Origin of the sequence: Vibrio lamellibrachiae (genome assembly GCF_050337265.1) — a bacterium.
Classification (GTDB): Bacteria; Pseudomonadota; Gammaproteobacteria; order Enterobacterales; family Vibrionaceae; genus Vibrio; species Vibrio kyushuensis.
Genome location: NZ_JAKJSU010000004.1, coordinates 1,035,942 through 1,050,590, shown reverse-complemented (window position 1 = coordinate 1,050,590; position 14,649 = coordinate 1,035,942). Strand labels below are relative to the sequence as shown.

The following is a 14,649-nucleotide window of genomic DNA, read 5'->3' as shown; positions in this document are numbered from 1 at the left end:
GGCAAAATCAAACAATCCAGAATATGGGATATAAATAACCACTAATGAAGTTATCTAATGAGGCTTCCATTATGGTGATGAAAACGTACAATAAATTTTCAGCAAATAGTTTTGTTTTATGACGATGTTGGTTAATAGCATATGAAAAAGTACGAAATTGCAGTGGTGGGTGGTGGTATGGTCGGTGCCGCTGTTGCTTTAGGGTTTGCCAAACAAGGTCGTGAAGTGGTTGTTATCGAAAATAAGCAGCCAGAAAATTATGACGCTGAGCAGCCACATGATATTCGCGTCTCAGCAATTTCTCATGCGTCTGTTTCGTTACTGCAGCGTTTGGGCGCTTGGCAACACACATTAGCAATGCGTGTTTGTCCATACAAACGATTAGAGACATGGGAGCACCCTGAGTGCCGAACTCGGTTCCATTCAGACTCTCTTGGATTAACAGAGCTTGGTTATATTGTTGAAAATCGCCTGATTCAGCTCGGCCTGTGGAAAGAGTTCTCTAACCATTCTAATTTAACGGTGCTTTGTCCTGAGCAGCTGAAAGGTATTGAATTTGGTAGCACTAATTTAGTGACACTTGAGTCCGGTGAACAATTCGAAGCTGAATGGGTTATTGGCGCGGATGGTGCAAACTCTCAAGTTAGGCAGCTAGCTGGAATAGGTATTACTGCTTGGGATTATCGACAGCATTGCATGCTAATCAATGTGGAAACGGAAAAAGATCAACAAGACATTACTTGGCAGCAGTTTTTGCCATCTGGTCCTCGCTCGTTTCTCCCCTTACCGGGTAAGAATGGTTCACTAGTATGGTATGACTCACCTAAGCGTATCCGTCAGCTTAATGCGATGGACAACGACACACTTAAAGAACAAATCCTAAGTCACTTTCCTGCTGAACTTGGTGGTATTAAGGTGATAGATAGTGGGTCATTCCCATTAACTCGTCGCCATGCACAGCAGTACATTAAAAATCGATGTATTTTGGTTGGCGATGCCGCGCATACGATTAACCCTTTAGCAGGGCAGGGAGTCAATCTTGGTTTTAGGGATGTCGTCGTGTTGCTCGATGAATCGGAAGGGCAGGTGATTGCTTCCGAGCACTTAGCTAAATATGAGAAACAGCGTCGTCGTGACAACTTGCTAATGCAGACAGGAATGGATGTTTTCTACAAAGGATTTCGCTCTCAAAATCCAGTAACCAAATTAGTGAGAAATGGCTTGCTGAAATTGGCGGATAATTCTGGTGCACTTAAAAATGAAGTATTGAAATATGCGGTTGGTTTGAAGTAGAGCTACTTTGTAAATCTGCATGATCAACAGATATAAAAAAACGCTGCAAGAGGCAGCGTTTTTTGTACTCGTTGTAATTAAGTAATGATTACTTAGTTACACGTAGTACAGGATTTTCGCCAACAGTTACAGAACCAGAAAGCTTGTTTAGCTCTTTGATTTCGTCCATGTTAGAGATAACAACAGGTGTTAGTGTTGATTTCGCTTTCTCTTCTAGAAGCGCTAGGTCGAAAGTGATGATAGTGTCACCAGCTTTAACAGATTGACCTTCTTCAGCAACACGAGTGAAGCCTTCGCCTTTTAGTTCAACAGTATCGATACCGAAGTGAACAAATAGCTCAACGCCATCGTCAGACTCAATTGAGAATGCGTGGTTAGTTTCAAAGATCTTACCGATAGTACCGTTAACTGGAGCTACCATTTTGTCGCCAGCTGGCTTGATCGCGATACCGTCACCAACGATTTTCTCAGCGAAAACCACATCTGGCACATCTTCGATATTTACGATTTCACCTGAAAGAGGTGCGATGATTTCGATTGCACCAGCATCAGCGCTGTCATCAGATACAAGCTTCTTAAGTTTGTCAAACAGACCCATTGTGTCATGCTCCTAACGTTTAGTTTTATTCTGTCGAAATATAGTATACCAATCATAAACAATAGACGACTACTTTTAGTCGCCTATATCTATTTGTCGCTTATGATAATGGGTATTAGCAGATTATTGAGTTTTTTCCGCAATGAACTTGTCTACACACGCTTCAATTTCAGCAGCGGTTGGTAGAGAAAGTGCTTCTTCAGCCATTTTCTTCACTTCAGCGAAGTTAGAGTTACGGATAACTTTCTTCACTTTAGGGATAGAGATACCGCTCATTGAGAACTCATCTAGACCCATACCAAGAAGAAGCAGCGTTGCACGCTCATCACCCGCTAATTCACCACACATACCCGTCCACTTGCCTTCTTTATGAGAAGCCTCGATTACTTGTTTGATAACAAGAAGAACCGCTGGAGATAGTGGGTTGTAAAGGTGAGAAATCATCTCGTTACCACGGTCAACTGCTAGTGTGTACTGAGTTAAATCGTTAGTACCGATAGAGAAGAAAGCCACTTCTTTTGCAAGGTGGTGTGCGATTGCCGCTGCAGCTGGTGTTTCAACCATAACGCCAATTTCGATCTCTTCATCAAATGCATGACCTTCAGCACGAAGTTCAACTTTGTACTCTTCGATCGCTTTCTTAAGCTCACGAATTTCTTCGATAGAGATGATCATTGGGAACATGATGCGTAGTTTACCGTGTGCAGATGCACGTAGGATACCACGTAGCTGATCGCGTAGAATTTCACGACGGTCCAAGCTGATACGTACTGCACGCCAGCCTAGGAACGGGTTCATCTCTTGTGGAAGATCCATATAAGGAAGATCTTTATCGCCACCGATATCCATAGTACGGATAATCACTGACTCACCGTTCATTGCTTCAGCGACTTCTTTGTAAGCAACGTATTGCTCTTCTTCAGTAGGAAGTGCTGTACGGTCCATAAATAGGAATTCAGTACGGTACAGACCAACACCTTCGCCACCGTTACGTAAAATACCATCACAGTCTTTTACCGTACCGATGTTGCCACAAACTTCTACACGGTGTCCGTCTAGAGTTTCAGCGTGTAAGTCTTTAAGTTTTGCTAGCTCAGTCGCTTCTGCTTCAAAATCTGCTTTGATTTTTTTAGCTGCGTCTAGTTCAGCTTCAGAAGGGTTGATGATGATTTTATTATTCATCGCATCTAGCACAAGCATGTCGCCGTTCTTAACTTGCTTAGTGATATCGTTAGTACCAACGATAGCTGGAAGCTCAAGTGAACGTGCCATGATTGAAGTGTGTGATGTACGACCGCCGATGTCACATGCGAAACCAAGAACGTAGTCGAGGTTGATTTGTGCAGTTTCTGATGGCGTTAGGTCGTAAGCAACTAGGATAACTTGCTCATCAATGTCGCTTAGCGAAACAATGTTGATGCCTAGTGCATTTTTAACAAAACGTGTACCGATATCGCGGATATCCGTTGCACGTTCCTTTAGGTATTCGTCGTCTAGAGATTCTAGAGCACATGCTTGCTCTTCAATAACGGTATAAATCGCGTTATCAGCATGCATTTTGTCTTTCTTGATGAGTGCTAGGATTTCTTCCTCTAGCTCTTCATCTTCAAGAAGCATGATGTGACCTTCAAAGATCGCCTCTTTTTCTTCACCAAACGTTTCAAGTGCTTTTTGCTTGACCGTTTCTAACTGTGCTGAGGATTTGTTACGTGCGTCAAAGAAGCATTGAACTTGAGCTTCGACTTGGTCGTCTGAAATAGTGTGAGTATTTAGGACAATTTCATCTTCTTGAAGAAGTAGTGCTTTACCGAAAGCAATACCTGGAGATGCTAGGATGCCTGAAATCATAGCCTTACCTTAAATTGGTCAACTGTAAACGGGAGAGTGTAACTAAAGTGCTAACGATAAGTTGTAGCTCATATATTGCTCTATTTCCAATAAAGCCATTCTGCTTTCACAAAATGGCTTTAAAAATAGGAGGCTGGATTAGTGAAGCTGATCCATTAGTGCTACTAGGTGGTCAACAGCTTGTTGTGCTTGAGGGCCTTCAGCTGAAATAGTTACTTTCGTACCTTTAACTAGGCCAAGAGTTTGTAGCTTGAAAAGGCTCTTCGCGCTAGCACTTTTGCCGCTAGAAGTCACAGTGATGTCCGCATCAAAACTTTTAGCTTCTTTAACGAACTGTGCAGCCGGACGAGTGTGAAGGCCATTTTCTGCTGTGATTTCTACTTGCTTCTCGTACATGTTATTACCCCAATTGATTTATTTTTTGTTAGTTTATTAATCTAGATTTAGCTTAACTCGTTCAACGATTTTCTGCTACCTGAGTAACGTCGTTTGCGTGTCAGAACTGATACTTGATTAAAGTTATGCAATCACGAATTCAATCTATGCTGAAATTCGTCATTGTCTAAATATGTTTATTGCTTCTTTATTTTGAAGCGAAAAATAAAACAGGCTTGATAGTACCAAAGGTGCGGCAAGGATCAACAAAAAAGCCCCTAAAAGGGGCTTTTTTATCTCAAATATTGATTTGACCACATATTACTGTTGGTTCTCTTTCTCACCAAAGATACCTGAAAATAGTGCCGTACTTAGGTAACGTTCACCTGAACTTGGTAGTACAGTTACAATAGTTTTTCCTTCAAATTCAGGAAGTTCTGCTAGTCTGTTCGCTGCAACAACCGCTGCACCAGAAGAGATACCAGCAAGGATTCCTTCTTCTTCCATTAAACGTTGAGCCATTGCGATAGCTTCTTCAGAAGTTACGGCTTCTACTCTGTCTAAAAGCTCTAAATCTAGGTTTTCTGGAATGAAGCCTGCACCAATACCTTGAATTTTATGCGGAGCAGGTTTGACCTCTTCGCCAGCAAGTACTTGCGCGATGACTGGAGACTCAGCAGGTTCAACAGCAACAGAAGTGATTGCTTTGCCTTTTTCACCTTTAATATAGCGGCTTGTGCCTGTGATAGTACCACCAGTACCAACACCTGCTACGAACACATCAATCTGGCCGTCTGTTGCATCCCAGATTTCAGGCCCCGTTGTCTTCTCGTGAATTTGCGGGTTAGCAGGGTTGTTGAACTGTTGAAGTAGTAAAAATTTGTCAGGATTAGCAGCAACAATTTCTTCGGCTTTAGCGATCGCGCCTTTCATGCCTTTTGCCGCTTCTGTTAGCTCAAGTTTTGCACCCAGAGCTTTAAGCAGTTTGCGACGCTCAAGGCTCATTGATTCTGGCATAGTAAGAGTAAGCTTATACCCACGAGCTGCGGCTACGAATGCCAAGGCAATACCTGTATTACCACTGGTTGGTTCAACAAGTTCAACACCCTCTTTAAGTGTGCCTGCTTTTTCAGCTTCCCAAATCATGTTCGCGCCAATACGGCATTTAACACTGAAGCTAGGGTTACGTGATTCTACTTTAGCAAGTACTTTCCCGTTACTTACTTTGTTCAAGCGTACAAGTGGAGTGTTACCAATAGTTTGTGAATTGTCTTCGTAGATCTTGCTCATGTCGATGTTCCTTCATTACACGTTTTGTGAATACGTTTAGAAGAATATGCGCTAAGTAAAAAACGGAAAAGGATTAAAAAGTTATAACATATAGAAGCAAAGCAGGTTATTTAGCATATGCGCCAGTAAACAAAGGATTTACTAGCGCGTCAGAGACTTATTGATTTTGCTGTTTATATTCTGCTACCCACATAGCCGTTGCCCCGCACACTGCGACTGGCATAACAATGAGGTTTAGGACTGGAATGGTTGTAAATACGGCAACAAGGGAACCAAAGCTATAGGTTTTAGTTTGATTTTGTTTCAAATTGTTACGCATTTGTTTGAATTCAATTTTGTGATTATCAAAAGGGTAGTCACAATATTGGACTGATAGCATCCATGCGGTAAATATAAACCAAACAAATGGACCAATTGTCTGTCCGAGTGCGGGTATCAATAGAAGAATGAACAGGCCAAGAGCTTTTGGAATAATATAAAGCAGCTTTCGCCACTCTCTTGCAAAAATACGCGGCAAATCCTTAACCAAAGCAAGGAATCCATCCTCATTTATCGCATTACCTATCAAATGTTCTTCTACTTTCTCTGCAAGCAATCCATTAAAAGGCGCTGCAATAAAGTTAGCAAGCGTACTAAAGAAGTAGGAGAAAGTAGCTAAGATGGTAATCACAATCAATGGCCAAAGTATGTAGCTTAGCCATGAAAGAAACTCAGGGAGTTGTCCCATCCACTGTGTTACCCAAGCGTCCATATTAGAGAAGAGGTAAAACAGTGCACCGCCAACAAGAAAAATATTAGCTAATAGGGGAAAAAGAACAAAACGGCGAATGCCGGGTGTTAAGGCTAGCTCTATACCGTAGAAAAAGTAACCGAATCCGGAGCGTTGTGAAGATTTAGAGTCCATTCAAAAATATACCCACTTTATGTTGTAGCCTCTATTCTACTTAACTCTATCAATAAGAAAAGAGGCCTAAATTCTAATGTAGGTTGAACTTATTGCATTAAGTTGTTCTAAATTAGTCGAGAGTTTTGGTAGAGTAGCGTTAGTATTCATGTTTTTTCCCTTGATGCGAACGCTATAAACGCTGTTCGGTCACTATTTTTATCATCAAGTTATTGAGAGTTAAGTATGCAGGAATTGCGATTCGTACTTATTATTGTCGGCGCACTGGCGATAGCCGCGTTACTATTTCATGGTCTTTGGACAAGTAAAAAGGAAGGGAAAGCCAAGTTTGGTGATAAACCTCTAGGGAAAGTGAATACCAAGAGTGAAGAGCCTAAAGCCACACCAGAGCGTGGTTTCGCACCCGAAGATGATTTTGAAGTGGTTCGTAAAGAGCGTAAGACACCTAGTTTTGAAGCACAACATGATACGGGCATCGACCCACTGTTTGAAGCTGACCCACTTGTCGATAACTACGAATCGGATGGCGAGTTATCAGTTGATGCTGAAGTTGAGGATGATATTCCTTCTTTCAATGCCATTGGCGATGCTGAAGAAACGGTATCTAATAAGTTCTCTTCTCCGCTTGAACCTAAAAAATCAGTAGCGAGCCTTGTTGATGAAGCGCCTATGACAGTGAATCAAGACGTCGCTAAACCAGATGAGTCAAATACTGCAGAGGTAGTGTCTGAGCCAGAAATGGAAGTGATTGTTTTAAATGTCCATGCTGCAGGCGACATCCCGTTTGTCGGCACTAAGCTATTTAATAGCATGGAAAAAAATGATTTACGTTACGGTGAAATGGACATATTCCATTATCACGTAGATACATCAACGAATAGTAAGGTTTTATTTAGCGTGGCGAATATGATGCAACCCGGCACATTAAAGCATGACGACCCTGCTCAATATTCGACAATGGGCATTTCATTCTTTATGACACTGCCATGTTGTGGTGATCCTGAGCAGAACTTTAATTTAATGCTTAGAACGGCGCAGCAAATTGCTGATGACTTAGGTGGAAACGTACTAGATGATGGCCGTAATTTGATGACGCCCGACCGTTTGTCGGCATATCGTCGTCAGATTCAAGAATTTAAAACAGCCTTGCCTGCTTAATGCTAAAATAATTGAATAAGATTTAAAGAGAAGAGGCTCCTAACCGGGGGCCTTTTTTATTGTTGTTATATCCTTCGTACTTGAAGCTACAGCTTTGTTAACGGCGCTCATTCGCCCCAATCACTCGTTGCCTAGCTATAACGTCAATTACTTTGGGTATATTCCCAATATAGCTTTCTAGTTTAGAGAATATTATGTCTGATTTAGTCCACGACAAACTAACCCAACTCAAGAACACGCTCCATTACCATGCCGTTAAATACTATGTTGAGGATGCACCAGAGCTACCCGATGCAGAGTACGACCGTTTAATGAGAGAGTTGCTAGAAATAGAAGAGAAGCATCCGGGTCTCGTAACAGTCGACTCTCCAAGTCAACGTGTAGGCGGTAAACCTTTAGATGGTTTTGAGCAAGTGACTCATGAAATGGCGATGCTGTCTTTGGACAACGCCTTTGATGACGCAGATCTTGAAGCATTCCAGAAGCGTGCAAATGATAGATTGAACGCTGAGCGTGTAGAACAATATTGCTGTGAGCCAAAGCTTGATGGGCTAGCAATCAGTCTATTGTATGAAAACGGAATACTCGTTCAAGCGGCGACACGTGGAGATGGCGCTATGGGTGAAAACGTCACCGAAAATGCGCGTACTATCAAAGCGATTCCACTCAAGTTGCAGGGTGAAGGTTGGCCCGAGCGTATAGAAGTACGTGGTGAAGTCTTTTTACCAAAAGCAGGGTTTGAAAAACTCAATCAAGAAGCACTTCGTAAAGGTGACAAAGCTTTTGTTAACCCACGAAATGCAGCGGCAGGTAGCCTTCGCCAGCTAGATTCAAAAATTGCAGCAATGAGGCCATTAAGCTTTTACGCATACAGCGTTGGTATTGTTGAAGGTGGGGAGTTATCAAACAGCCATTATCACCGTTTTATACAGCTGAAAGGTTGGGGCTTGCCGATGTGTAGCGAGACAAAGCAAGTAACGTCCTTAGATGAAGTGAAAGCTTATTATAAAGACATATTGGAACGCCGTGACGATCTGGAATACGAAATTGATGGCGTTGTTATAAAAGTTGATGATATTGCACAGCAAGAAGCTCTTGGATTTGTTGCAAGAGCGCCAAGGTGGGCTATTGCCTATAAATTTCCTGCACAGGAAGAGTTAACTGTATTAAATGATGTCGAGTTTCAAGTAGGTCGAACAGGCGCCATAACGCCAGTCGCTAAACTTGAGCCAGTATTTGTGGGTGGTGTGACGGTCAGTAATGCCACACTGCACAATGCTGATGAGATTGAGCGCTTAGGAGTGAAAATAGGTGACACAGTCATCATTCGCAGAGCGGGCGACGTTATTCCTCAAATCGCTTCGGTGCTACTTGAACGTAGAAGTGGCACATGTAAAGAGATAATCTTCCCGAAACATTGCCCTGTTTGTCAGTCTGATATAGAGCGTGTTGAAGGAGAAGCGGTTGCACGTTGCAGTGGTGGCTTAATTTGCCAAGCGCAAAGAAAAGAGGCGTTTAAGCATTTTGTCTCTCGCAAGGCACTGGATGTTGACGGTTTAGGGGTTAAGGTCATTGAGCAGCTGGTGGATAAAGAGATGGTATCGACACCGGCTGATCTGTTTAAGCTTTCGGCGGGTGTATTAACTGTACTCGATAGAATGGGGCCAAAATCGGCGCAAAATATCGTTGCTGCGCTGAATAAAGCCAAAGAGACCACGCTTTCTCGATTCATCTATTCGTTAGGTATTCGCGAAGTTGGTGAAGCAACAGCAAATAATTTAGCGCAGCACTTTCTTACACTAGAGGCTATTCAAGTCGCGTCTCACGAGCAATTACTCAAAGTGGACGATATTGGTGAGATTGTTGCGGCGCATATAACAACATTTTTTGCTCAAGATAAAAATGTACAAATTACCGCCGATCTTGTAGATCAGGGTGTTCATTGGCCCGATCTCTCTTTAACTGATGATAGCTCACCAAAACCTTTGGAAGGTAAAGTGGTGGTATTAACGGGTTCACTATCTCAATTAACAAGAACTGAAGCGAAAGAAGCGCTGCAACAGTTAGGTGCAAAGGTGACAGGCAGCGTGTCTAAGAAAACAGATATGTTATTCGCTGGCGCAGCAGCAGGTTCTAAACTTGCCAAGGCACAAGAGCTTGGTGTCGAAGTTAAATCAGAACAAGATTTGGTCGATTTAATGGGTTAATCTCAATGTAAAAATAGATAAAGATAAAAAAAGACATCAAACCTAGCGGTTTGGTGTCTTTTTTTATGTCTGAAATATAGTGGTGAGAGATCGAGTTATTCATGCATTTTAAAATAGAGTGACATTGTTCAAACTATTAATTACTGGGTGTTAACTCAGACAATCTATGCGATCGACTTCAAAGTAATTGCTCTCATTAATCGGTTAAATTATTGTTTTAATTGAACTTATTGTTGGTTTATTTAAGTTCATTTTATTTATTAGATCTTGATCACTAACTTGAGGAAAGTTTGGCCTGGCTCATATTTTTTTAGATAAAAATTAAGTTCTCGTTGATATTTTTTGATGCAAAGTTAGTCTGTAACTCATGGATACACGATGTGTATGCAGGAAATAAGAAAATCAAAAGTTAATGACTAATTTAGATTTTCGACATAGGAATTGTTTTCTCCCTTCGGCGGCCAACTTAAGGTGAGAAATATAAAACAGCTATATATCCATATTTTTAGGAGTTTTTCCATGGACAACAAAATGTTTACACGCACTCTTATAGGTGCAGCAGTTGCATCTATTGCTTTTTCAGGTTCTGCACTGGCTAAGCCGGCAACAGAAACAGTCGATCTTTACGGACAGATTGCTATCTCAATCGCACAAAATGCACAAGGTTATGAAGCTTCAGTTGATGACACAGCAGATAAAGTTATTGGGATGGACAACGAATCACGTATCGGTGTACGTGGTGTTGCTCAGTTTGAACGTGGTCCAAAACTAATTTGGCAATTAGAAGGTGGTAACGTTGGTGACGATGGTTCTGGTAGTGGTCTAGGTGTTCGTGATACATACGGCGGTTTCGATTTCGATGAAGGTGGTAAGCTTTACTTTGGTCGTGTATTAACACCTCTATTTGAAGTGCTAGATGGTTATACTGGTCAATCTTCTGGTGGTGGCTTCTCAACGGGTAACACTGGTAATGTCAACTATGATCGTCAATCGAATATGATTCGTTATGACTCAAGTGACTTAGGTGGTTTTAGCTTTGATTTAGCGGCTGGTCGTGGTGAGGAGAGCATTAAAGGGTCAAACATCTATGGCGCTTCAGGCCAGTTCAACAAGGGCGTAGTAACAGCTAAGTTAGCGTATGAACACAATACTGAGCGCCCTGCTGGTGGTGCACTAGCACTTGATGCCGAAATGAATTCATATATTGCAGGTTTGAACTTAGACTTTGATGTGTTTGGTGTTCATTTAGCTTACTTAAACTCAGAAGCAAAAGCGATCAATGGTGAAACTGGGGAAGCTTCTTCAGATGCAGTTAAAGTTGGTGCTTATTACGTAGGTGTTGAAAATTGGACGTTTAACCTAAACTACGCTTCAAACAGCGATCCAGAAGTTAATGGTGCTAAAGTTGTAAACAACACTTCTGTTGTAACAGGCCAAGCAATGTATTCGCTCGACCCTGCAGCTGTTGTATATGTGCGTGCGGTTAGTCAGAAGAATGAAGTTACTGAAGGTAGTAAGAGTGATTTCGGTTGGCGTGTAGGTATGGAATACTACTTCTAATTTAGATTATTGTTTATCACTGCTTTTATGGCTAACTCTTCCGAGTTAGCCTTTTTTATTTATTGATTCATGCGTTTAATCATGGTTTCTTAAGTGTTGTGATAAGTTTGAAGAGTAAAGCATATAACTATATCGCGTTGTGAGTATCTATATTAATAGGAATGGCCTAAAGCCTAATTTGATGAGGGAAGTACCATGAAATTGAAACAAGTATTATTGGGTTCAGCAGTTTTTATCTCAATGTCTGCTTTTGCGGATGTAACCCTCAATTTGCCGAAAGATGTGCAATTATTAGTTATTAATGGAGAAGACGCTGGTTACTCTAGTTTTGGTTTTGATTATAAAGAAAATATCACAATTCCTAACGGGGTAAATCAGGTCGTTTTTCGTTTGTCTAAAGTTGTCAACGATGGAGGGAATAAAATGACCAAGTTTAAGTCTAAGCCCTTAGTAGCAACATTTGACAGTCGTGACAGCTCTTTAAGTCTAGATGTACCTAATGTTAAAACGCTGAGTGCGGGCTATCGTTTTAATGGAACCCCTACATTTGATATAGTGGCTAGGGAAGGAACCGTTGAGTTCTTAGAAAAAAATCGATTGAATTTGCTATCCAGTTTTGGCTCTGATTTTATTCAAGCGACAGAGAACTTCAATAAGAGTAGTGAAGTTGCGAGCTTAGCTCATTATAAAGTTTCTCCACAGCAGTCTAATGATATGAAATCAATCAAGCAGGTTGAGACTTATAAAGAGTTGGAAAAGGGTATTGGTTCAACAGTCAATGAATTTTCTAAGCTATCAAAAGAACAAAAGCAAGAGTTTCTTTCGTGGGCCATAAATAATATTTAATTGCAATGGAAAGCTGTGAGTAAATAATTACCACAGCTTTCTTAAATATTCATTTAACTAATCATTTAGCTTGATACTTAAAATTATCCCGTCAACTTTAGTTACAATGATTTTATTTCCTTTCTCTATATTTGTCTCAGAGCGTGCTGACCAAGTAGTGTCGCCAAGTTTCAAACGATTAGTTCCAACAACAATATCTTCTTCTAACACAAGAGTCTGTCCAACCAGCTGCTTTTGCTTTTGGTTTAAGTCTCGGCTTTGGTCATCTTTAGTGTCTGCTTTTAACTGTCTGCGCCACCAAAGCCAAGTGGTAATGAGTGAGAATACGCCAAAGGAGACCCATTGAAGTTGCCAGCTCATTGGTAGGCTAGTGAAAATCACCCCAACGATGAGTGCTGAAATTCCTAGCCATAGGAAGTAACCAGCCGTTCCCAGTAGTTCCATAGCAAGAAGCGCTAAGCCAAAGGCTAGCCAGTGCCAATGATTGATTGAATCTAAGAATTCCAACACGTTATCACCTATTTATCTTTAGAAGAGTCAGCTTTAAACATTTCCGCAATTCCAGCAACAGAGCCCATCAAACCTGTGGCTTCAAGTGGAAGCATTATGATTTTGTTATTTTCAGCTTGGCCAATTGATTTTAGAGCATCAGTATAGCCTTGCGCTATAAAGTAATTAACAGCTTGCATGTCGCCCTGAGCTATTGCTGTTGAGACCATTTCGGTCGCTCTTGCTTCGGCTTCAGCGGCACGTTCACGAGCCTCTGCTTGTAAAATTGCGGCTTGTTTGTCACCTTCGGCTTTCAATATTTCAGATTGTTTATGGCCTTCGGCTTTTAATATTTCTGCTTGTCTTACGCCTTCTGCTGACAAAATATCCGCACGCTTATTACGCTCGGCTTTCATTTGTGCATTCATCGCAGCGGTAAGATCTGCAGGTGGTTGAACGTCTTTAATTTCTATACGAGTGACTTTTACGCCCCATGGGTTTGTGGCTTCATCAACTATCGACAAAAGTTTGGTGTTGATCATATCTCGTTGGCTGAGCATTTCATCAAGCTCCATCGAACCAAGAACAGTACGAATGTTGGTTAATGTCAGGTTGCGAATAGCATGGGCTAGGTCGGTGACTTCATAGGCTGCTTTTGCTGCATCAACAGCTTGAATGAAACAGACCGCATCAATGACGACATTAGCGTTATCTTTAGAGATGACTTCTTGTGCTGGGATATCTAGTACACGTTCCATCATGTTGATCTTTTGTCCAACTCGGTCGATGAATGGGACGATGATATTTAAACCGGGCTGAAGTGTTTGAGTGTAGCGGCCAAAGCGTTCAACTGTCCAATTGCTGCCTTGAGGCACGGTTTTAACAGCCGAGGCAATGATGGCAATCGCGACAAATATGAAAAAGCCAATGGTGATAAGAGAGTCAATAGGCATAACAATTCCTTATGGGTTCTGTTGTATAGTTTGTCACCTATACTAGCGCAGTTTCAATATGGAGTTGTGAAGAGAATCGTGATTTTTTAATGACTTAAGGCCAAAGTCACGACCTTAAGACATTATTTGATGAGTATTGAATCGTTATGTTGAATTGGTTGCTAGTAGAGCAATGAGTAAAGCTGACGTCGATATTTCCCTGCGATTGCACTGGTTTGGCCCAGTGCACTTAAAATGTCCATAATTGTTTTCTTCAACTCACCATCGTGAACATTCAAATTTGATTTTAAATGTCCCCATAAAAGTTCTAGTCCTTCCTCTGATCTGCTCACTTGGTGGTATTGGAGTGCAAGTTCACACACAGTCGCGTAATCATTTGGGTCTTTGGCTAGTGCAGACTCAAGTGCTTGAATTTCAGGGCTATCAGCAGCTTGCTTATGAAGCTCAAGCTTTGCTATTAGGGTTTTATAATAGTTGTCTTGATATTCTAGTGGGATAATAGCTAACTGCTCCTCAGCTAAATCGAACTGCTGTGTTTCAAGCAAGCCTTCAGCGATCGCTAGTTTTACTTCTGGCTTTGATTTTATCTCATCACTTAGCTCATTAAACAGTGCTAATGCTTGTTCATATTCGTTTGTTTGCATTAGCTCAATAGCTTTATTGAGGTTCAGTTCATCTTGGCTAGGAAGATGTTTTGCAAGCATCTGTTCAATGGCGGCAATTTCCTGAGGACCACCCATTCCATCCACTGCTTGGCCATTGATAAATAGTGCAATCGTTGGCAACGCTTGCACACCAAATTGAGAAGCGATCGCTTGTTCTTGTTCACAGTTAAGAAGTGCTAACGTATATGCGCCGTTGTATTGCTGAGTGAGCGCTTGAAGCTGCGGAATGATCTGCGCACTCTCTTGGCTCATTGGTGCCCAGAAGTGAATAAGAACTGGGGTTGTTGTCGAGCCTTCAAGAATCTCTCTGAAGTTTTGCTCATTCATTTCAACAATATAAGGTGATTGCATTTGTCGCTATCCTAGGTGATCCGATCTATTGCTAATAGAAATAGGGTCTAAAAGGTGATTTATCAAGGGGAAATCAAAAATGCCGCTTAAACAAGCGGCATATAGGGAGTAA

Annotated in this window: 13 protein-coding genes; 5 read left to right on the top strand and 8 right to left on the bottom strand. The window is 41.5% G+C overall.

The genetic code is table 11. The features are described 5' to 3' along the window. Positions 1–141 precede the first annotated feature (141 nt). The gene (locus L4C54_RS04940) at positions 142–1,293 is read left to right on the top strand and encodes a 2-octaprenyl-3-methyl-6-methoxy-1,4-benzoquinol hydroxylase (RefSeq protein ID WP_428807291.1); all 1,152 of its coding nucleotides are present in this window, start codon (positions 142–144) and stop codon (positions 1,291–1,293) included. Positions 1,294–1,381: 88 nt separating this feature from the next. Here L4C54_RS04940 and crr read toward each other — a convergent pair whose 3' ends face one another. From crr to cysZ, 5 genes are all read right to left on the bottom strand, one after another. Next, positions 1,382–1,891, bottom strand: a complete 510-nt coding sequence (gene crr, locus L4C54_RS04935) for a PTS glucose transporter subunit IIA (RefSeq protein ID WP_017034689.1) — start codon at positions 1,889–1,891, stop codon at positions 1,382–1,384. Between the two features lie 123 nt (positions 1,892–2,014). Then, positions 2,015–3,739, bottom strand: a complete 1,725-nt coding sequence (ptsI, locus tag L4C54_RS04930; RefSeq protein WP_428803760.1) for a phosphoenolpyruvate-protein phosphotransferase PtsI — start codon at positions 3,737–3,739, stop codon at positions 2,015–2,017. A gap of 138 nt (positions 3,740–3,877) precedes the next feature. Further along, positions 3,878–4,135, bottom strand: a complete 258-nt coding sequence (locus tag L4C54_RS04925) for an HPr family phosphocarrier protein (protein ID WP_428803761.1) — start codon at positions 4,133–4,135, stop codon at positions 3,878–3,880. 300 nt (positions 4,136–4,435) lie between these two features. Next, complete coding sequence (gene cysK / locus L4C54_RS04920; RefSeq protein WP_428807290.1) at positions 4,436–5,404, bottom strand: cysteine synthase A; 969 nt, start codon at positions 5,402–5,404, stop codon at positions 4,436–4,438. A gap of 157 nt (positions 5,405–5,561) precedes the next feature. After that, on the bottom strand, positions 5,562–6,308 hold the full coding sequence (cysZ, locus tag L4C54_RS04915) for a sulfate transporter CysZ (RefSeq protein WP_428807289.1): 747 nt from the start codon (positions 6,306–6,308) through the stop codon (positions 5,562–5,564). Positions 6,309–6,533: 225 nt separating this feature from the next. Between cysZ and zipA the strand changes: the two genes are divergently transcribed. From zipA to L4C54_RS04895, 4 genes are all read left to right on the top strand, one after another. Continuing rightward, the gene (gene zipA / locus L4C54_RS04910) at positions 6,534–7,466 is read left to right on the top strand and encodes a cell division protein ZipA (RefSeq protein ID WP_428807288.1); all 933 of its coding nucleotides are present in this window, start codon (positions 6,534–6,536) and stop codon (positions 7,464–7,466) included. Between the two features lie 194 nt (positions 7,467–7,660). Continuing rightward, the gene (ligA, locus tag L4C54_RS04905) at positions 7,661–9,673 is read left to right on the top strand and encodes an NAD-dependent DNA ligase LigA (RefSeq protein WP_428807287.1); all 2,013 of its coding nucleotides are present in this window, start codon (positions 7,661–7,663) and stop codon (positions 9,671–9,673) included. Positions 9,674–10,192: 519 nt separating this feature from the next. Next, positions 10,193–11,233, top strand: coding sequence for a porin (locus tag L4C54_RS04900; RefSeq protein WP_428807286.1), 1,041 nt, complete (start codon positions 10,193–10,195; stop codon positions 11,231–11,233). A gap of 195 nt (positions 11,234–11,428) precedes the next feature. Then, positions 11,429–12,079, top strand: a complete 651-nt coding sequence (locus tag L4C54_RS04895; RefSeq protein ID WP_428807285.1) for a YccT family protein — start codon at positions 11,429–11,431, stop codon at positions 12,077–12,079. Between the two features lie 57 nt (positions 12,080–12,136). Here L4C54_RS04895 and L4C54_RS04890 read toward each other — a convergent pair whose 3' ends face one another. The 3 genes from L4C54_RS04890 to L4C54_RS04880 all read right to left on the bottom strand — a co-directional run bounded on the left by L4C54_RS04890 (position 12,137) and on the right by L4C54_RS04880 (position 14,537). Next, entirely contained in the window at positions 12,137–12,589 is a 453-nt protein-coding gene (locus L4C54_RS04890) for an NfeD family protein (protein ID WP_428807284.1), read from the bottom strand. Between the two features lie 8 nt (positions 12,590–12,597). Continuing rightward, a complete protein-coding gene (locus L4C54_RS04885) occupies positions 12,598–13,521 on the bottom strand; it encodes an SPFH domain-containing protein (protein WP_428803769.1) in 924 nt (307 codons plus the stop codon). 161 nt (positions 13,522–13,682) lie between these two features. Next, positions 13,683–14,537, bottom strand: a complete 855-nt coding sequence (locus L4C54_RS04880) for a tetratricopeptide repeat protein (RefSeq protein ID WP_428807283.1) — start codon at positions 14,535–14,537, stop codon at positions 13,683–13,685. Between the last annotated feature and the right edge of the window lie 112 nt (positions 14,538–14,649).